Here is a 21,016-nt window from a genome sequence, read left to right as displayed (position 1 = left end):
ACGCTCCTTATTGTATTAATTCCAATTTATTAGTCATAACTCAGTAAAAATATAGATTATACTTTTTAGATTTCGTTATAACCAAAAATACAACAGGATTATATCAATTCATTCTTACAAAAATCTGACAAGAAGTGACATCATCACAAAGAAAAATAAAACAAAAAACAAGGACATCTAAAATGTATTTTATTCATGATCATTCAACGCATAAAGCTTTAAAAGTAATCGGTTTATCTTCTCATGTTCTGGGTATAAAGATAAACATGTTTTTATAATACCTTCCGCACGGCTTAAGTCATTTTTGATCATATAATAAGTAGCCAACTCATTTGTTAAGAAGATATATTTTTCTGATAAGTCCCTATCTAAAGCTAAACTCCACATATAATCCTTCTCCTCAAATAGATTACCTTTGTACAAACGAAAAACTCTTTCACTTTCAGCTAAATTTTCTTTCAAAACCTTTGAATGATGTGAGAAATATTGTCTGAATTCTACTAGGTCACAAGTGACTGATTGCATTTCAAGCATATATCCTTCATTCAACTTTTGAATATTTAACAAAATGTTATTTTCCCTTAAGGCTTTTTTTAACCGATGAATTGTAGTGTGGAGATTTTGTGCGCAATTTTTAGACCACAATAAATCCATCAATCTCCATTTACTGATGATTTGATTAGGGTTTATTAAAAAATATGCGAACAGTTCTTCAGTTTTTCTTGTTGGCCATTTTACAATTAATCCGTTTACTCCTCTTACTTCAAACGTCCCAAAGCAATGAATTGGCATTTCTTTGTATATTTCTAATGAATTTAATTTATTCATATGTTTATCATTTTTAATTAATCTAACTACTACCCGATCAATATCGTCAGAAGTTACAAACTTTACTAAATAATCAACAGCATTTACTTTAAAAGCTTCAAGAGCATACTGCTCATATGCTGTTGTAAAAACAATTTGTATATCCTCATTCACTTGAATCAGTTTCTCAGCCAATTGTATTCCAGTCATTTCTGGCATCTCTACATCAAGAAAAACAACATCTGGCTGAATTGCGGGGAACTTCTCCAATGCTTCAATAGGATTTGTAAAACTACCCACAACGAATAATTCAGAATTCTCATCAATTAGAATCTTCATTAAATCTAGTGTCGGTTGTTCATCTTCAACAATCATCACCTTAAGCATAACTATTCTCCTCTTTTAAAAGTAAATGACTATTTTTCATTTAGACCTCTATTGTTAGGTAACTCTATTGTTATTTTTGTTCCTTTGCCTATCTTTGATTCAACATAAATGGATCCATTCATAGCATCCAATCTTTTTTTAATGTTAGACATCCCTATTCCTCCATTTCCCAATTCGTCTTTTTCAAACTGCTGTATTACTTCATCAGGTATACCTACACCATTATCTTCTATGATCACTCGAATAGTCTCTTTCTGATTTCGAATAATTAGCTGGACTAACCCTTGACCCTTTTTGTGAAAAAGCCCATGTCGTATAGCATTTTCTATAAACGGTTGAATACATAAGGATGGAACATGAATATCTTCTAGGTTAATATCAATATCATTACTAAACTCAAACCAATTAAATCTTGCTTTCTCAATTTCTACATAAGCTTGTACTAACTGCAATTCTCTCTTAAGTGGAACATACATCGTTGTGTGATCGGTATTATAAATAATGCGTAAATATTGATTTAACATGCTTAATAAACGTATGGCTTCCTCTATATTTGTATAACAGAAAGAAACAATGACACTAAGCGCATTATGTAAAAAGTGTGGTTTGATTTGAGCTTGTAAAAAAGCCAATTCGTTATGAAAAGCTTCTTCCATTGATGACTTCATAGATAACAGCGTCTGGATTCTAGCTAAAATGGTTTTGGAGTCAAACGGTTTTGTAATGTAGTCATTTGCTCCTGCTTTAAAACCCAATTCAATATCTTCTGGCAAATCCTTAACTGTTGCGAATAATACGGGTAACTCAAGTAACGAATGGGTTCCTCTAATTTTTTGACACAGTTCAATACCTGACATCTCAGGCATCATCACATCCAGTATAGCAAGATCAATTTGTTTATATTTTTCTAGCTTTCTTAATGCCCCTTTTGCGGAAAAAGCAGTGATCACATTGTACTCATATTTAGACAATAAATTCAGTAAAATTTGAATATTTGATGGTTCATCATCTACGATGAGTATCGTATGTTCATGTTGTTTCACCAAATCAAAATCATGATTTGATGAAACAACTGTATTGACCTGTGGGATTAATTCCCTTCCTGCTATTTGTTCCGATTGATCTGCTCTTGGTAAGGTAAAGCCGAACCTTGTTCCTTTTCCAACCTCAGACCAATCTACCCAAATCTCACCATTCATTTTTTCGATAAGCTGTCGACTAATATACAACCCTAATCCCATACTTTGATATCCATCTTGAGGTGACATCTGATCTAGTTGTTCAAAGTAACCAAAGATTTCTTCTTGTTTTTCTATTGGTATCCCTGTCCCTGTGTCCTCAACATAAAAATAGATTTTATCATCCATTAATTTAGAAGAGACAATGATCTTACCTATCTCCGTATGTTTGATTGCATTTTGAATTAAATTATATAAAATTTGTCTGATTCGATTTTCATCTGCAATGACTAAAGCCACTTCACCAATTTCATTCATTAATTGAATTTGTTTCCCTTGAATCTCAAAAGTCAATACATCAAAAACAATTTGTGTGGATACCTTTAAATCGACCTTAGTAAGATGCAACCTAAATTCTCCATTTTTCAATCTTGTTACATCAATAAGATCATTTACTAAGTTAGATAATTTCATGGATGTATCATGAATCAATGAAAGATTTTCTTTTTGTTTTATTGATATCCCCGCATCTTTTTCATCCAATAAAAATGAGGAAATATTGATAATCCCGTGCAGCGGTGTTTTTAGTTCATGTGAAGTTTTAGCTAAAAATTCATCCTTCACTTTATCAACTTCCAATAATTCTTTAGATAACTGTTCGTTTCTCTTAAAAGCATTTGAAAACTGCAATGACATCAATAAAGCAAACATAATCAAAAAAACAAAGGATTCTATTGGGAATAAAGTTACCAATGTGTCTCCATGCATGATTCCATATTCCAACATATTATACTTAATATAATAATTGGTCATAGCAATCGTCCCAATGATCATATATACACTGCCTTCCATCTTCTCTAAAGCACATTTAATCATGACGTAAGCAGAATAAACTGATGCCACTCCAAAATAAACAGAGGTTAAGATGAGCATCCATAATGGTATATAATGAGGAAACAAAATAAAATAAATCAAAATTAAAGATCCTATTGTAACAGCCATCATTACAATCCACTTTGATACTATATTTTTAAATGCTGTAAAAATAAATAAATATAAAGAAATGTTGGCAAGTACAGTTGAAATTGTCTGAATCCTTAAAAATAAACCATACGGAGTTTCAGGAAATACCATATACCACACTTTTTCACCGATAACAACCGTATATAACCCTGCACACAAACAATAAATGGAAAAAAATAGTAATAATAAATCTTTCTTCCTCTGAGAGTACAGCCCAGCAAAAAAAAGACCCATAATGATAAACACACTACTTTGTACCCAATCATGCATCAACGATTTATCTCTTAATTGGGAGATATGATGTTGGTCTCCCAAATAGATAGAGTTAATGATTCCTCCGCCTGCTAAAAAATCATAGTTTGCCACCTGTATAATGATTTCGTTAATTCCATTCTGCAAAGTAAGATAAACAACATATGGGGTATTTGCAGGTGTGTATACATCTTTTTCCCCGGGTTCTCCACTATTGCCGATGATTTCCCCGTTAACAAAAATCCGATTGGACATACGTATAACTGATGTTTTAAGTCCAAAAACTTTTCCTTCCCCATCATCAATTTTAATTTTTAACCTGTAGGTTGCTTCACCATATGCACTCATAGACTGACCATCGATATCATAAGCTGTCCAAATGGCAGGAACCTGAACATACCTAGGTGTAAGCCCATGCTTCTCCATTGGTTTAAAGTCACCAGCATCTAGTAACATATAAGGATAAAACTCCCATTCCCCATTTAGCGGCATTTTACCATCGTTTGTAAAATTCCACTCAGATAGATCCAACACTCCTTTTTCAGCTGATAGAATGTTTTGTTGCTTGGGACCAAACAGATGTATTACTGTAAAAATTATTAAATATGAAAAGATAAGTATTGTAATAGCGATCATTATTTTTTTCATTCTATACTCCTACTAATCCGTCTATTTTTATCGGATATATTTGACCTAAATTACTTTTTTCTGTTTATATTCGTTAATCTATAATATATCAAATTCCTCTCACAAAATTCTTACAAAATCCATCATGTAATTTTAAAAAGCTGTATAATCAATATGTTTTCCAAATAAAACAAAAAACGAATAGTCTTATATAAATTGCTACCTCACTTTTAGGGAATAATACCAATGAGGTGGGTTCTAATGATTAAAAAAATAATACTGATACTATTTATTAGTTTAATTTTCGAAACTGTTATTGCACAGACCAATAAACAGATTGAAATTTTTGACATAAGTAAAGGAGAAGTCCTCAAATATATTAAAGTCAATATAGGCTTACAACAAGATGCAGAGACATTTCTTAAAGGGATAACAGGGTTATATGTTAGAATTGATCCTATTCCAAGCGAAGGATATTTAGTAAAAATTCCTTTAGATCCTAGTTTTTTAGTAAAAAACCAATGGATAAATGAGCTTGTAGATGAAGTCATCATTGTATTTTCTACTCGAGAAGCTCCCTATTTAATGGTTTTTGATAAGGAAAATAGACCTCTCTTTTTTACATTTGAAGGTGATACAGATACATTTTTAACAAAATTGAATTTTACTCCCTAGACCTCTAACTGTGAGGTCTTTTGTTATTTTCTACATATGATGCCCCTAGAATTAAATATCTCAAAGGCTCCTATAGGAGTTTTGTTCAAAAGTGGTTTTTTAATAGGTAGGAGTGGTTTTTTAATAGCATGTGTTACTTGTCTATACATTAGTAATCTAGCAAGCATAGAATATTATATCTAAAATGATAGGAGGTGTTTCAATGGGTCGAAAAAAATTTAAAAAAAGAAAATGTAAAGTATTATCAACGGGAGTATTAAATACGACTGAAGATACGGTAAATGCACACTTAGAGCTAGTGAATCTAAATTCAAAAAAAACAGAGACGGTTCGATTTCAAGTCATAGATTGGGTTCCCTCCCCACCTGTAGTCCTCTTCGATCAGGAGGTTGATTTATCTCCAGGTGAAACAATGGAATTTGATGATACTTTAAATACAGTACACTATGAAATAAGGATCAAACATCCAGGTAGTAAAAACGTCATCGTGAATACTTTTGCAGCAGATGCTGATGGATTTACAGTGAGTGGCCTTACCCTTACTCAAGATCAGTTAATGAGAATATGTGCACCATTAATAGAAAACACAGGATGTTAATCATTAAGTCTTGAAGAGGAGGTCAATAGAGTAATAGAATTTTAAGGCATACAAAAGCTTCTATCACACCCCGTGAAGAAGCTTTTCAATTAAATGTTCCTAAATATCTCCATTTCCTAAACAGACAACAGACTCTACATTATTTGATAGTGGAAGCAACTCAGATATTTTTAAATAGCCACCAACATAGTTTTGGTTATAACTTGTTAAATAAAAGGATAATGACATATCATTGTGTAGTACTACTGTAACCCATTGTTTGAGACATGGCTTTGCTTCTTCTTCGTTCATTATAACCTTTCCTTGACATATCATTGATTTAAAAGCATTGTGGGAGACAAAACCCTCTACATGATTCATATTAAAAGATTTAAGATAAGCAGTAATAACAGTTCCGTCGGTTAACTTAAATTCGATCCAATTGTTTGTACAACTTAAAATTTCAAAAGGATTTACTCGGAAAGGGGGTAGAGCTGATCCAACCAAATATGAATAATGAACTTGTATGGGCTGCCAACTGCCATATACAGAATGTATATCAAGCCCCAACATTCCATTAAATTGGTTAACACTTCTTACGTACGCTCGCACATTCCCATAACCAGGAATGTAGGTGCTAATAGTTTGCCCTGCATACACTTTATTAGTTGCAGGTACATACTCAGTTGACTGATGTCTAAAAGAATACATATTTTTATTATTGTGATCTATACGATTTGTCCCATTGTTTCTCATGATCAAGTCACTTCCTCCTTGATATGTTTTAACAATGGCAGTATATGCTCTAACTAGGCAAGAGTGCACTTATTTTTCATTTTACAAAATCATAAAAAGCTATCAATAGTAAACTATCAATAGCTTTCATTATTTAAACAAATATAAATTTATCTGACTCCTCTAAACTTCTGCGAATAATCTTTCGCTTGTTGAGCAGTAAAAACTCGATTTCGATTCCAATCTAATAAAATCCGATCAATATATCGAAAATGTACTTTACCTGCAAAAACTGCTTCTTTTAGAGCCGCCAAAATAAGTTCCTCTTTATATTGATCATGATCAATCCAACCTGATATCGTCTCAAGCTCCATGGGTGATAGAGGTCTAGCAAATTCTTTTTCAAAAACCGAAAATAGGTTTGATTCATTTTGTGATTCAATCTCATTATGATCTAGCTCAGTTGAATCCGACATCAAAATGTCATCTATATAACATTCAATTAATTTCTCATTTATAGCTTCCAAATTATATCGTTCAGACTGCATACCTGTAACAGGATCAATGTGTTCATCTATATTTAAAATACCGTCCTTCATCATTTTTTGCATAAAGTAAATAACTTGATCAGGGGAGACACTCATTCTGAATTGAATTTCCTCTAATGTTGGAAAATCTTTGTGATCTTTTTCCTTAAAAGAAAGGATATGAATGATCATCATCACTTCCACTTCAGAAAGATTCAGTTTTTTATAATATTTTAATAATAAGTTAGGAACAGTTACAGTTCCCTCTTTTATACCCATTTGAATTCCTTTTGATATCTGAGAGATGTCAAAGCTGTTATTCATTCAAATCTGCCTCCTCATTGATCTTATCTTTTGGTTCAAAAAGGAGGTTTTCCATACTTTTTGAACATTCACTTATGGGTACATGCGATGTAATAGACGTGGGAACGGAATCGTTTCGCGAACATGCTCTATTCCACAAATCCAAGCTACCGTTCTTTCTAATCCTAGTCCAAAACCAGAATGAGGAACAGAACCATACGTTCTTAAATCCATATACCATTGATACGCTTCCTCGGATAATTTATGCTCAGCAAATCGCTGTTCCATTAATTGTACGTCATCTATTCTTTGACTTCCTCCGATGATTTCACCATATCCTTCAGGGGCAATAAGGTCTGCACATAAAACGACTTCTGGTCGTTCTGGATCAGGTTTCATGTAAAATGATTTTAACTCTGTTGGATAATTTGTGATAAATACGGGTTTATCATAATGTTCAGCAATAGCTGTTTCGTGTGGAGCCCCAAAATCCTCTCCCCATTTAATCTCAAAATCTTTATCTTGTAAAAACTGAATCGCTTCATCGTATGTAATACGAGGGAAGTCCCCTGTAATTTGTTCAAGTTTACTTAAATCTCTCTTCAAAAATTTAAGCTCTTTTTGGCAATTTTCCAGAACCGATTGTACGATGTGTGAAATAAATTGTTCTTGTATTTGTAAGCTTTCCTCATGTTCTACAAACGCCATCTCAGGTTCAATCATCCAAAATTCTATCAAATGTCTACGTGTTTTTGATTTTTCTGCTCTGAATGTTGGACCAAAGGAATATACACGCCCTAGTGCCATAGCAGCTGCTTCCATATAGAGTTGTCCACTTTGTGAAAGAAAAGCATCTTCTTCAAAATATTTTGTATGAAATAATTCTGTCGTTCCTTCACATGATGAAGGCGTAAGAATCGGTGCATCCACCATTGTGAACCCTTTTTCATTAAAAAACTGATGTACTGCTCTAATAATTTCATTTCGAATGACCAAAATTGCACGTTGTCTAGGTGCACGCATCCATAAATGACGATGGTCCATTAAAAAGTCAACACCATGTTCCTTCGGAGTAATTGGATAATCTTTTGTTAGGTGGATGACTTTTACACCTGTTAAAGTTAGCTCAAATCCGGAAGGACTTCTCTCTTCTTCCCTTACAATTCCTGTCGCATATAAAGAGCTTTCTTGAGTTAACTCTTTAGCTGCTAACCAGATTTCTTCTTCTACTTCTTGTTTAACCATGACACCTTGGATAAAACCAGTACCATCTCTTAATTGTAAAAATTGAATTTTCCCGCTTGATCTTTTATTGTGAACCCAACATCCGATTGTTACTTCCTGTCCTACATATTGTCCAACTTCACGAACCATACATTTATTACTCATATCATCACCCTTTTACACTTAATTTAATTGAAATCTTTACTCTCCCCTAATTACTTTATAAGTTTATAAGTATCTCTAGCAATAACTAATTCTTCATTCGTAGGTATCACTAACACTTCTACTTTTGAATTGTTGGATGAAATTCTACGTTCTTCAGAAGACCTAGTCTCATTTATATTATCATCTAATTCAATTCCAAAAAAGGTCAATTGTTCACAAATTCTTTTTCTTAAAGTAACTGAATTTTCACCAACCCCCGCTGTAAACACAAGAACATCCATACCATCCATAGCAGCAGCATAAGAACCAATATATTTTCGCAATCGATATTCATACATATCAAAAGCAAGCTTAGCATTAGCATCTCCTTCATTCATATCCTCTTCAATTTCTCTCATGTCACTGCTGTGCCCAGAAATAGCCATGAGCCCACTATGTTTATTTAACATGGAATTCACTTCTGATATTCTTAAATCTACTTTCCCCATAATATAAGGTACAACAGCAGGATCTAAATCACCACTTCGTGTTCCCATCATTAATCCTTCTAATGGAGTCATCCCCATACTAGTGTCAAAAGATTTACCATCTTTTATAGCTGTACAACTTACACCATTTCCTATATGGCAGGTGACAATTTTAAGGTCTTCTAGATTCTCACCTAAAAATTCAGCAGCTCTTTGACTTACATAATCATGTGATGTTCCATGAAATCCATATCTTCTGATTTTGTATTTCTTATATAATGCCTTAGGTATTGGATAAAGATAAGAGGATGCAGGCATGGTCTGATGAAATGCGGTATCAAATACAACTGCTTGAGGAATGTTTGGCATTGTTATCTCAACGGCTTGAATTCCCATCATATGAGCAGGATTATGTAATGGAGCTAAGTCAAACAATTTTTTAATTTCTTGTTTAACCTCTTGTGTTACGATGACAGAGTTAGAAAAACTCTCCCCTCCATGCACTACGCGATGACCAACCGCTTCAATTTCATCAACAGATTTTATTATACCATGTTCTTGATGGACTAACATTTGCACTACTTTTTTTATTGCTGTTGTATGATCTAGAATCTCACTCACTTCTGTTACTTCAGGTTTACCCTCAGGTTCATGAGACAATATTGAGGATTCAAAACCAATTCTTTCCACCCTTCCCTTTGCGAGTACTGATTCATTTTCCATATTATATAGTTGGTATTTCAAAGATGAACTACCTGCATTGATCACTAATATTTTCATATCCGATCACCATCCACATCATATCTAAAAAATCCCTCTCCTGTTTTCACTCCAAGATTACCAGCTCTTACCATCTTTTTCAATAAATAAGATGGACGATATTTCAAATCTCCAAATTCACGGAATAAACGATCCAATGCTGCCAATACAGCATCCAATCCAAATCGATCACACATTTCAAGCGGACCATAACGGAAATCATAACCCAGTCTCATTGCTGTATCAATATCCTCTGCAGAAGCGACACCTTCCTCTAATGTGTGAAGTGCTTCATTAATTAATAAACAGATTAAACGGGAAGTAACAAACCCTGGGGATTCGTAAACCATAATCCCTTTTTTCTCTATCGTTTCTTGCACAAAATTCAATGTACTTAGAAAGGTTTCTTCAGATGTTCTTAATCCTCTTATAATTTCCACTAAATCAATTTCAGCAACAGGGTGTAAAAAATGTAATCCAATTACTCTTTCAGGATGTTTTGTTTTACTTGCCAGTTCCGTTAAACTTAATGTTGAAGTATTACTAGCTAGAATAACGTCTGGAGAACAAATTTCATCTAACATTTCAAATACTTTTTTCTTATCACGTAAATTTTCAGTAATGGTTTCTATGATCATTTCACATTCAGATAGCTTATGTACATTTGTAATTTTTTCAATTTTAGATAGGGTCAATTTTTTCTCTGCTTCAGTTATTGCCCATTTCTCTAATTGTTTGTCTAAGCTGATCTCAATACTATTCCATGATTGTTCTAGTTTTTCCTCTGTTTTTTCAACAAGGTACACTTCGAGTCCTTTTTTGGAAAGCATTTCTGCAATGCCTTGACCCATTGTACCTGCCCCAACAACTCCTATTTTTTTAAACAATAGTATCACCTTTTTTATTTATAAATTTATTAAAAGAACTTTTTGAACAAGTACTTTTTGATTAATTTTCCCTAAAAGATCATAACAAATGTAACATTCATTTTCATCAATTACACAAAATGTTCACAGGAAATGATTAAACTTATAGTTTAATTATACTAAAAAGACGATGCTCAACAAAGTTGTTCACCGTCTTCATCTAATATGAAAAGAGAATTTTCACTATTTGTATATATTTTTTACTTCTTTAAAGCATGAAGCTGAACTGCAATTTGTGCGCCCACATTAGCATTGTTCTCCACAAGTGCTATATTGGTTACTAAACTTTGACCTTTTGTTAATTCTTTTACCTTATCCAATAAAAATGGCGTTGTTTCTTTACCAGAGATGTTATTTTCCTTTGCTTCTGATAAAGCCTGATTTATAATTTGATTCATAAATTCGGGTGAAAGTTCATCTTCTTTAGGAACTGGGTTTGCGATGACAACTCCACCATCTAATCCTAATCCCCATTTCGTATCAATCATCTCGGCAACTTCACTTGTTGAATTCACTTGATAATCGACCTCAAATGCACTTGAACGTGAATAAAAGGCAGGTAACGTTTTTGTTTCATATCCAAGTACAGGCACACCATATGTTTCTAAATATTCTAATGTCAAACCGATATCCAATATAGATTTTGCGCCAGCACATACGACTGCTACATTCGTTTTAGCAAGTTCTTGTAAATCTGCTGAAATGTCCATCGTCGTTTCCGCTTCACGATGTACACCACCAATTCCACCTGTTACGAACACTTCGACGTTTGCTAAATTCGCACAAATCATCGTTGCTGCTACGGTTGTAGCACCATGTTTCTTTTTCATTAATAAATAGGGTAAATCTCTTCGACTCGCTTTCTCAATCTCATCACTTTTTGCTAAAAATTCAATTTCATCTTCCGTTAATCCTATTTTTATTTTTCCATTGATGATGGCAATTGTAGCTGGTACAGCACCATTGTCTCGAATAATCTGTTCCACTGTTTTCGCTGTTTCTACATTTTGTGGATAAGGCATTCCATGAGAGATAATCGTGGATTCTAAAGCAACCACCGGTTTATTATTATTTTTGGCTTCTAATACCTCTTGTGAATATTCTATGAATGATTTAAGTTTCATGTTGATCTTCCCCTTCAAAATAAGTTGTATATCCTTCATGTAACACTTTTTTGTTTAATCCAGAATGTACTGTTTCATTTGTTTGTAAAGTAATTGCTGAACAAGACATCCCATATTTACAAGCCGTTTGTATATCTTCACCTTGAAGTGTGGCATAAACTATTCCAGCTATTAGTGAATCCCCAGCACCTGTAACATCTTGAACATGGATTTCTGGAGGAAGAATATACTCTGACTCTCCCTTGTTAGTAGCATAAAATACGCCTTGTTCTCCAAGTGTAATCACTATATTTTCTATTCCTTTTGCGATCATTATATCTGTAGCTTTTTTATAGTTGTTTTCCTCATTTAAAGGTATACCTGTTAAAGTTTCAGCTTCATCTCGGTTTAAAATCAACCAAGTCACTCCTGTACAATCCTCAGGAATTTTATTGATCTTAGGAGATGAAACAGAAGCAATACAAACTGGGATGTTTTTGATGTAACTTTGTTTTATGATGTGTTCGATGACTTCAGGAGGTAAATTTGTATCCATTAATATTAAATCTGAACCAGCAATACGCCCCCACCTTTTTTGCACATGAGATACTTCCATTTGATCGATAATAGACATTTCAGATAATGCGATGACCATTTCCCCATCAGAATCAATGACTGCTGTATAAGCCCCTGTATTGCTGTTCGGAATTTTATAAATTAAACTCATATCGATATAAGGTTTGCTTTTTTCTAATAACCACTCCCCTTCAGAATCCTCTCCTAGAAGTGTTAGAAGTGAAACTGAACTTTCTAATCTACCAAGGTTTTCTGCAATGTTTCGTGCAACTCCCCCAGTTGATTTAAAAGAAGTGACTGGATTTGATGTTCCATATTGAGCTGATCCTATCACCTGTGCTTTACGATCTACATTTGCGCCACCTATACAAGTAATATGTTTTTCCTTAGGTAAAATGTATGCTCGTCCAACAAGTTTTCCTTTTTTTGTAAGTGTGGAAATATAGTTTGCTACAGCAGGTCGTGATAATTCCAATTTTTCTGCTAGTTCGTTTTGAGTGATAAAAGGATTTTCTTGGATTAGATGAAGGATGCGTTGTTCTTTTTGATTCATGGTTTCACCACCTTCAGTAAACTAATTTTATGATGTTTGTTTATATTATAAACTTTTGTTTGGGTGATGGCAATCGAAGGGTAAATTTGGAAGAGTTTCAATAATCATTAATAAATTAAAGTTCTTTTTAATTGAAGAAAATATAAAATGTAAAAGTGATATTGAATGTATATTTTAGAAGCAAAATAGAGTAAATGACTTTCTTCTGTAACACTCATGATTCAATACTGATGTTCAAATTTTTTTTTAACTTTGATTATTTAAAAGCCTACTCCCTATTTATTATCAGGGAATAGGCTAATTTTAAATACATAACTTTTCAACTAGATAATTTGTTGATTGCATTTTCCATCTTTTCATCTATATCTTCACCCTGATACAAATAAAAGATAGTGACATTATTGATTTCATGCGTATATTTGTCTACATCAATGTCTGCTGAACCTAATTTTTCTTTAAATTCATCCATTCCTTTATTTCGCTCTGTCTCATTTTCAAAAATATAAATGGATAGTTCATTGTCCCCAATTGCATAGACGTTCGGAGTAACACCGTTCAATTCAAGTTGAAAGATACTCCTAGAATTCCGCTCCGCCTCTTTAAGTTTAATTCCTTCTTCCGTAAGGGTAGTTGTCACATCATCTAAAGTTAGTTCTTCTTTAATGTTGTTATTGTCATTTGTACAACTAATTAAACTCAAGATTAGAAAAATGTTCAAAACATAAAAACATAGTTTCAATTTATTCATATTTCACACTCCCGTAGATGATTTATTTAAGTTATAAATGTCTAGTTAATTTAGCTTTCCCATTTTTTGAGAAAATAATAAAATCATCTACAAAGAGTTATATTAAATGTTTATGTTAAGATTTTTTAAGCTGTAACATCATTCCTAACTTTAATTTTACAGATTGAAGCATTATTATCATAAAACTTCTTGATGGATCAAAACATAGTCAAGAACCTTAGGAAAATTTTCCTTAAAGTTCTTCTTTAACATACATTACATTTGATTATTCTATTTTATACTGTTCAAGTATTTCAGTTGCTGGCATACTATCAGGAATTTCCTTTAGAACTTCTGTTGCAATTTCTATAGCTTCTTCCTTACTTAAGCTTTCTTGAATTTTTAGTGACAAAAAAACTGTCACCACAAACGTAGATAACAGTTTTCTAAATTATCATTTTTTTATGATAACAAACGATAGGGTTTAAATATTTTCCTTCACTAAAACTCACTCATCATATTCGCTAAACGAATTACCGAAACAGAAATCTCTGCCAAGGATACCGATTCCTGTGGACGGAATTGACCATTTTTATTTTCTGTTAACAAACCTAAAGAATTTGCTATTGCAATATGCCCTTGATAATCATTTGTAATTTGTTCCCTGTCAGTAAAATCAATAAGATATAGATCTTTTTGCTCAGCCATTTTTTGCAAACCTAACGCACGTACATACCAATAGGCTAATTTTTCTCTAGTCAAAGTTTCATCTATAACAAAGGTATCTGCTTCCTCATTAATAATTTCTTGAAATACTGCTCTTTCTATAATATGAAAATCATCATGCTCTAAATTAATATTCGAGAATGTTGGTGAAACCCCCTCAGTACCTTCAATGTCATAAGGATCATTGATTGACTTGATGAGTATATTTAAGCCATCGCCAACAGTTATTGATTTACCAGGATCAATCATTTCATTTTTACCAACAGAAATAATTCTTTTCATTATCAGATAATTGATTTCTTTTTTTGCCCATGAGTGTTCTACTTCAATATTTGTTGATAATTGATCCGATGCGTAACTTCTAGGTACCCACTCTCCTTGAATAGCATCGTAAAAACTATAAACCTCTGGAGCAAAACTGATACTATAATAAGCAAGGTAAGTTTTTTCTCCTCCCACTTTATAATCGGGACTCACATCGTAAATTAATTCTAATGTCAGATTACTTTTAAAGTCAGATATCACTTTTTCTTGTGATAATGCATCTTCTGGATTTGGCCACTGAATAGGCTGATAATCATTTACATTCATTCTTATTAAGGTTCCATCTTCTTTACTTACAGAAACATCTGCACCATTTCCTTCAATCCTAATACCGTCTTTATATTGTGGAAAATGAAAAACATATTCTGTTCCGTCTCCATACCTCAAATACGTTTGATTCAAATTACTTCCATCTTCATAAAATACGAATTCATGAGTTTTAGCAGGTGCATATTTTTTAAAATATTCGATAGCTTTATCCGAGGCTTCATCAACAGTAATCACACCATTTTGTTCAGAAGAAGAACCTTGATTTCTATAATCAGTTTTATGAAAACTTAATACATCCCCAGTTTCTTTATCAAAACTTACACTAGACCCTGTGCCTGAGTTTCCAAAATAATACATATAACTCACTTCATAAGTTGAGAGACCTAAACGTTCCTCTTCGTTCACACTTTTAATGACAAGCTCAACATCCTCATCTACAGGTGCTAACAATTCTACAGCCAATTTTTCAGCTTCTTCTTTTGAAAAGTTAGTATTTTGTGAAGGAGAGTCACTGATGAATTTGTATTTTCGATTTGGCTTAAGATCATTTGTTAACTCACCATTTAATAAATAAGAACCATCTTGGGCATAAACTTTATCAAAATTAGGATTTAAACCATAGGCTAAATTTGCTTGGATTTCGTCGTTTCGATAATCCCAATCTATTAAATAAACCAATTCAAGATTGATCTCTTTTTCAACTTGTTCTTTTATCGTTTCTAAAGATGAAATGTTACTTATATCTTCGAATGTTTCTCTACCGGTACTGTTTCTATTATAGTATCTTGTAATTTCACCATCACTTTGTACAGTTATACTTCCCTGTTGATCTTGAATTGGAATTCCATTTTCTTTTATTATAATAGAAAAATGATATTCTATTGGTTCAGTTAAAGGTGACGTATTCCCAAATCGATAAGGATCATTCTCTAATTCAACATTCGTTAATTGAATAGATTGTAAAAATCCTCTAGCAATCTCTTTTGCTTCTTCACGATTTACCTTTGGTGGAAAAAGGGCACCTTGGTTTCCCAATTCTTCAGCATCATAATAATAACTTATTAGTTTCATGGATTCATCAAATTGAAAATCTCCATATATACTTTTATCTTCACTAAACCTTTTATAAAACGATATCCTATACCCTTCTTCATCATATAAAGTTTCCAACTCAAAATCTTCATCATGAATGAAATCAAATTTGTTTGGAAATAATTCTCTTACTTTACTCACAAGTTCATCTCTAGACATATCTTGATGTTCACTTAAAGTATTTGTAATTGAAGCTCCAAATGTTGTCGTGCTTGTTTCAATGATAGTTGTTTTGGTCATAGTCTCTGCGCTAATACTTGACATAAAACTACTTACTAATATTGCGAATGATAAAAACAAAACTACTAATTTCTTTTTCTTCTGCAATCTTATTACCCTCCTTTTTCAAATTTTCTCTAATAAATATTATCTTATTCATATGAAGCATTTTTCTTATTTATAAATGCATGCATAAAAAAAACCATGATTAAGGTGTAATCTCCTTATCATGGTTTTTTGTTACTTTCGACCTATATCCCAAAAACCACTTTTTTGTGATAGTTCTTTTATAATCTCTCTTGCTTTATCAGGTTCAAATGGCATTATACAAAATGCCGTTTTATATCTAACATAATCATTCGAGTGATCTAACAGCTTTTTAAATTCATCCACATATTCAGAACCATTCACATATTCTCGAATTTTATAAATAGTAGCTCTTTCTATGATGGTCTGATTAAAATCTCCAACTTCTAATGCTTCCCCGTATCTAACTGATGCGCCAACAAATTCATCCATTAATTCTTGTGGTGTCTCCATTTTTATCACCTCATACAGTCTTATTTAATTCAGTTCTTTCTTTTATGTAAAAAAAGTCGCTTAATGTTTAGTTTCCAAATATCAATATTTAAAGACATTAATATATCACTTTATGTATAAATCTTACAGAATTTAATGATGATCGTAAATAGGAAATTCGTTTCAAAATTTCAAGAAACATAATAAAACCATCCTCAATGAGTCATAATCATCATGAGGATGGTCCTATTTGATATTTCATATTAAGTGATTCGAGACTTTTGATCTATTTATTTTGCATTAATTCTCTAAACTGGTTACCATTTAAAACTTCTTCATCAATTAGTATTTGTAAAGACTGTTCAAATACAGGTTTATAATGATCTAAATCCGCACGCGTTTTTATAGTTAAGTCATCTAAAATACCTTTGCTTGTTTTTAACAAATCCTCTTTTGTCACCATATCTTGGTTCACAATACCTAGTTCAGTTAAACCTGAATAAATCATATTTTCTGTTAGATTTAAAGCTTGTTCGAAATCATTCCTTGATCCCGTGCTTCTACCTCCATAAAACATTTGTTCAGCTACTGAACCACCTAAAGTAATTTGAATTTGCTGTTCTAAATAACTCTTCGTATACAAATACTGATCTTTCTGCGGATTATGACGCACAAATCCTAGTGCTTGACCTCTAGGGGTTAATGACACCTGTGAAACGGAGCCAGGGCGAACTAATTCAGCCATAATAGCATGACCTAACTCATGAAGAGCAACTCTTTCTCGCTCTTCGTTTGTTGATTCTCGATCCGTTTTTTCACCCATCATCACCTTATCAATTGCTAAAGAAAGATGTTTATGCTGTATATTATTTTCCTTATTTCTCATCGCATAAATAGCGGCTTCGTTCATCACACTTTCTAACTGTGCACCGGAAAATCCATAAGATTCAGCTGCAACTTTATTTAAATCTACCTCTTTATTTATTGGTTTATTTTTTGCATGAATATTAAGAATATGAAATCTGCCTTTTTTATCTGGGAGATCAACTTGAATCTGACGATCAAAACGTCCTGGACGAAGCAAAGCACTATCCAGCATTTCCTTACGGTTCGTTGCTGCCATCATAAGTATACGAGGTGTTTCCGCTGTATGAATACCATCCATTTCAGTTAACAACTGATTTAAAGTTTGATCATATTCGCGATGCTGCCCACCATCACGTTTGCCTCCAATGACATCAATTTCATCAATAAAAACAACAACACTTTCCTTTTTTTCCTTGATAGCTTTCATTTTTGCTTCTTTAAACATATCACGTATACGACTAGCACCAACTCCAACATATTTCTCAACAAATTCACTTCCTGATGCTGAAACAAATATTGAATTTGTATAATGAGCTGCTGCTTTTGCTAACAATGTTTTACCTGTTCCAGGAGGTCCTGTTAGCAAGATCCCTTTCAAAGGACGAATCCCTAACTTTGCTATTTCATCTTTGTGAATTAAAAAATCTAATGCTTCTTTCAGCTCATTTTTCGCACTATCTTGTCCGCCAATATCTTCAAAAGTTAAATGTGAAATCTTAGCTTCAGAACGTTTCCGCTCCCCTTGAATACCAACAGTTCCTTTTACTTTAGTGAAATAAAACACCCCAAAGCCTAACGCTAATAATACAACTATGGGTGTCACGTTAACACCAATATATAATAAAAAGAAAATGAGAACGGGAAGAAAACCCAAAGCAATTTCTTTTCCGTATTTATTCATAATTACCAGACCTCCAGTTCCGCAGATGTTCGTGGTAAAATGATGACTTTATAATGTTCATTAAGCTTTAATTGTACATAAACATTCTGATCATCCATTTCAGTTTTCACTTCTAGACCTTCTACTTTTTGTTTTTGCTGTTCAAGTTTTAAAGGAATATCTCCATACTGTTGATTATCCATTGCTTGAGCAACATCAAATAAAGAAGATGACCACCATTGATCGATCTTGTCATTAGAATTATCTATTATGTGATATGTTACTTCACGGTTATTAATAACAGACTCACCTTCTAATTCAATCTGTTGAATGACTTCTCTCAAACTAATGTTTGGATCTATTGATAATTCAATGGTTACCTGTTCCGTGTCAAAAGTTGTATTTACATCGTTCACACCATCTATATTTGAAACAATATCTGTCATTGGATTTGTTAAGGCGTAACTATTGTATAGAGACCATCCGCCAAATAAAACAGAAAAAGAGATCACTAAACTAACTAAAATGGGTATAGGACGAAACTTCATATATACGCCTCCTTCATTAGTATATCACTTTAGTATGTACAACTAGTATATCACATTTGTGTGTGTTGCTTCGAATGTAATCTGTGGAAATAGAAAAAAAGACGTCCGATTTTCTCGGACATCTTTTATCTCATTACACTCATTGTATATGTTTCTAACCATTCACCATCTTCAAATTGATAAAAATCATAATAATGTCTCGTTCCTTTTTCATCGTCACGTTTATAAAATACTTCCCAAGCCCATTCATCTGTCCATTTTGCTGGAGTGACACGTAAAAGTTCAATATCTGGTTCATTGTTTAATATACGTTCTTTTATTTCTTCCTTAGAGATGCCATCAGAAACCAGCTCGGTATGGACATCATTTTCACTTAGCCAAACGATAATATCCTGCTCTTCTTTATTTTTACCATAAATAATCGTATAAACGTCGTCTCCAATAAAAGTATCGGTATCCATCACTTCAATAAGATTTGTCTCTGCATATGCTTTCGTTACGGCTTCATTTACTTCCGCTCGGTGTGGACTTTGAATCGTTAAATAATACCATCGCAACACTAAAAATACGATAATTAGAAATAAAAAAATGAGAACACTATATCTAATTAATTTTTGTTTTTTTAAAGATCGTTCATATTCGCGAGCCATAATTTATTTGGTCAACCTTTCAAAACAGGCATTAAATTCGTATTTAATTTTTTCCTCATCTAAAGTCAGAAGTTCTTTGTTTTTAACAAGCTGATTTCCATTCACCCAAACGTCTTCAACATCACCTGCAGCTGCTGAATATACGACATGTGATATAACATCTGATTTAGGTAATAAATGAGCTTGATTGCTATTTAGAGCGATAAAATCTGCTTTCATACCTACTTTTAACATCCCAACATCATTTAACCATATTGATCTTGCACCATTAATTGTTCCTAAACGCAACGCATCTACTGCAGGAATTGCTGTTGGATCATATGTGTTTCCTTTATGGATTAATGCAGCTAACCTTATTTCCTCAAACATATCTAAATTATTATTACTTGCCGCACTATCTGTACCTAAAGAAACAAGAACCCCTTCTTTCATTAGTTCAGGTAATCTGGCAATTCCACTTGCTAATTTCAAATTACTCCCTGGATTATGAGAAATATGAACGGAATGTTCCTTTAATATTCCAATTTCTTCATCCGTTAGATGAACTGCATGAGCTACAAGACATGGTTGATCTAACACGCCTAACTTTTGCAAGTGTGCTACAGGTCTTAAACCGTACTGCTTCTCATTTTCCAAAACTTCATGTTGTGTTTCTGACATATGTGTATGAATGGGCAGTTGAAGTTCTGACGCAGCCTGTACAATTTTCTCTATAAACTCTGGAGTGCAAGTATAAGGAGCATGAGGACTCATCATCGTTGTAATTCTTCCGTCCGCTTTTCCATGCCAATTTTTTGCAAATGTTTTTGCTTCGTTTAACTTAGCATCTTGCACTTCCTTCCCACCAAAACCGATCATCCCTCTGGTTAAAGAAGCCCTCATACCTGAAACTTCTACTGCTTGTGCTACTTCATCCATGTGATCATACATATCTACAAAACAAGTTGTTCCACCTTTAATCATTTCCAAGATGGATAATTGAGTGCCCCATCTCACTTCTTCGTTTGTAAACTTCGCTTCCATAGGCCACATATTATCCTCTAACCATACCTGAAGCGCCATGTCATCCGCATAACCACGTAATAATGACATTGCCGCATGGTTATGTGTATTTACTAATCCAGGCATATAGATGCGATTAGAACCATCAATTATCTGATCATAGTCATTTTTACCTTCTGGTTTTTCTTTTCCAATATACTGAATAAGTTCATTTTCAACTACCATATAACCATCTTTTATCGTTTCATGTCCATTCATTGTAATAAATGTTCCATTTTTAATGAGTAATTTCATTCTTGATTCCTCTTTTCAATTCAATACATCCATT

19 protein-coding genes are annotated in these 21,016 nt (G+C 33.0%); 2 read left to right on the top strand and 17 right to left on the bottom strand.

From position 1 onward, the window contains the following. Positions 1 to 189: 189 nt before the first annotated feature. Both EPK97_RS06475 and EPK97_RS06470 read right to left on the bottom strand, forming a co-directional pair. Positions 190 to 1,194: a response regulator gene (locus EPK97_RS06475; protein ID WP_162035786.1), complete on the bottom strand. Its 1,005-nt coding sequence runs from the start codon at positions 1,192 to 1,194 to the stop codon at positions 190 to 192. 29 nt (positions 1,195 to 1,223) lie between these two features. Then, on the bottom strand, positions 1,224 to 4,295 hold the full coding sequence (locus tag EPK97_RS06470) for an ATP-binding protein (RefSeq protein ID WP_162035785.1): 3,072 nt from the start codon (positions 4,293 to 4,295) through the stop codon (positions 1,224 to 1,226). A gap of 240 nt (positions 4,296 to 4,535) precedes the next feature. Here EPK97_RS06470 and EPK97_RS06465 point away from each other — a divergent pair, with 240 nt between their 5' ends. Next, entirely contained in the window at positions 4,536 to 4,949 is a 414-nt protein-coding gene (locus tag EPK97_RS06465) for a hypothetical protein (protein WP_162035784.1), read from the top strand. A 202-nt stretch (positions 4,950 to 5,151) separates the two neighbouring features. Next, complete coding sequence (locus EPK97_RS06460) at positions 5,152 to 5,547, top strand: hypothetical protein (RefSeq protein WP_162035783.1); 396 nt, start codon at positions 5,152 to 5,154, stop codon at positions 5,545 to 5,547. Between the two features lie 99 nt (positions 5,548 to 5,646). On the opposite strand, the gene EPK97_RS06455 is transcribed toward EPK97_RS06460, so the two are convergent. From EPK97_RS06455 to EPK97_RS06390, 15 genes are all read right to left on the bottom strand, one after another. Next, positions 5,647 to 6,288: a hypothetical protein gene (locus EPK97_RS06455; RefSeq protein WP_162035782.1), complete on the bottom strand. Its 642-nt coding sequence runs from the start codon at positions 6,286 to 6,288 to the stop codon at positions 5,647 to 5,649. Between the two features lie 143 nt (positions 6,289 to 6,431). After that, on the bottom strand, positions 6,432 to 7,112 hold the full coding sequence (locus EPK97_RS06450; protein WP_162035781.1) for a DnaD domain-containing protein: 681 nt from the start codon (positions 7,110 to 7,112) through the stop codon (positions 6,432 to 6,434). 72 nt (positions 7,113 to 7,184) lie between these two features. Continuing rightward, the gene (asnS, locus tag EPK97_RS06445; RefSeq protein ID WP_162035780.1) at positions 7,185 to 8,480 is read right to left on the bottom strand and encodes an asparagine--tRNA ligase; all 1,296 of its coding nucleotides are present in this window, start codon (positions 8,478 to 8,480) and stop codon (positions 7,185 to 7,187) included. Positions 8,481 to 8,530: 50 nt separating this feature from the next. Next, on the bottom strand, positions 8,531 to 9,727 hold the full coding sequence (locus EPK97_RS06440) for an acetate/propionate family kinase (protein WP_162035779.1): 1,197 nt from the start codon (positions 9,725 to 9,727) through the stop codon (positions 8,531 to 8,533). Continuing rightward, the gene (locus EPK97_RS06435; protein ID WP_338075661.1) at positions 9,724 to 10,599 is read right to left on the bottom strand and encodes a 3-hydroxyacyl-CoA dehydrogenase family protein; all 876 of its coding nucleotides are present in this window, start codon (positions 10,597 to 10,599) and stop codon (positions 9,724 to 9,726) included. Before EPK97_RS06435 ends, EPK97_RS06440 begins: the two co-directional genes overlap by 4 nt. Positions 10,600 to 10,832: 233 nt before the next feature. Beyond that, the gene (locus tag EPK97_RS06430) at positions 10,833 to 11,756 is read right to left on the bottom strand and encodes a pseudouridine-5'-phosphate glycosidase (protein WP_162035778.1); all 924 of its coding nucleotides are present in this window, start codon (positions 11,754 to 11,756) and stop codon (positions 10,833 to 10,835) included. Then, positions 11,746 to 12,864, bottom strand: a complete 1,119-nt coding sequence (locus tag EPK97_RS06425; protein WP_162035777.1) for a carbohydrate kinase — start codon at positions 12,862 to 12,864, stop codon at positions 11,746 to 11,748. The genes EPK97_RS06430 and EPK97_RS06425 overlap by 11 nt, the downstream gene beginning before the upstream one ends. Positions 12,865 to 13,183: 319 nt before the next feature. After that, the gene (locus EPK97_RS06420; protein ID WP_162035776.1) at positions 13,184 to 13,612 is read right to left on the bottom strand and encodes a hypothetical protein; all 429 of its coding nucleotides are present in this window, start codon (positions 13,610 to 13,612) and stop codon (positions 13,184 to 13,186) included. A 265-nt stretch (positions 13,613 to 13,877) separates the two neighbouring features. After that, positions 13,878 to 14,003: a hypothetical protein gene (locus EPK97_RS22130; RefSeq protein ID WP_276609474.1), complete on the bottom strand. Its 126-nt coding sequence runs from the start codon at positions 14,001 to 14,003 to the stop codon at positions 13,878 to 13,880. Positions 14,004 to 14,092: 89 nt separating this feature from the next. Beyond that, positions 14,093 to 16,330 carry a YcdB/YcdC domain-containing protein gene (locus EPK97_RS06415; protein WP_162035775.1) on the bottom strand — a complete coding sequence of 746 codons (2,238 nt, stop codon included), beginning with the start codon at positions 16,328 to 16,330 and terminating at the stop codon, positions 14,093 to 14,095. A 132-nt stretch (positions 16,331 to 16,462) separates the two neighbouring features. Beyond that, positions 16,463 to 16,762 carry a hypothetical protein gene (locus EPK97_RS06410; RefSeq protein ID WP_162035774.1) on the bottom strand — a complete coding sequence of 100 codons (300 nt, stop codon included), beginning with the start codon at positions 16,760 to 16,762 and terminating at the stop codon, positions 16,463 to 16,465. A gap of 265 nt (positions 16,763 to 17,027) precedes the next feature. After that, positions 17,028 to 18,509, bottom strand: a complete 1,482-nt coding sequence (locus EPK97_RS06405; protein ID WP_162035773.1) for an AAA family ATPase — start codon at positions 18,507 to 18,509, stop codon at positions 17,028 to 17,030. A 2-nt stretch (positions 18,510 to 18,511) separates the two neighbouring features. Continuing rightward, positions 18,512 to 19,036 carry a cation transporter gene (locus tag EPK97_RS06400; protein WP_162035772.1) on the bottom strand — a complete coding sequence of 175 codons (525 nt, stop codon included), beginning with the start codon at positions 19,034 to 19,036 and terminating at the stop codon, positions 18,512 to 18,514. Between the two features lie 125 nt (positions 19,037 to 19,161). Next, positions 19,162 to 19,686 (bottom strand): cell wall elongation regulator TseB-like domain-containing protein, encoded by a 525-nt coding sequence (locus EPK97_RS06395; RefSeq protein ID WP_162035771.1) that lies wholly within the window; start codon positions 19,684 to 19,686, stop codon positions 19,162 to 19,164. Positions 19,687 to 19,689: 3 nt separating this feature from the next. Beyond that, complete coding sequence (locus tag EPK97_RS06390) at positions 19,690 to 20,982, bottom strand: amidohydrolase (RefSeq protein ID WP_162035770.1); 1,293 nt, start codon at positions 20,980 to 20,982, stop codon at positions 19,690 to 19,692. Between the last annotated feature and the right edge of the window lie 34 nt (positions 20,983 to 21,016).

It is taken from the genome of Chengkuizengella sediminis (genome assembly GCF_010078385.1).
Classification (GTDB): domain Bacteria; phylum Bacillota; class Bacilli; order Paenibacillales; family KCTC-33759; genus Chengkuizengella; species Chengkuizengella sediminis.
The sequence above is the reverse complement of the archived record's forward strand: the minus strand, read 5'-3'. Positions and strand labels throughout refer to the sequence as shown.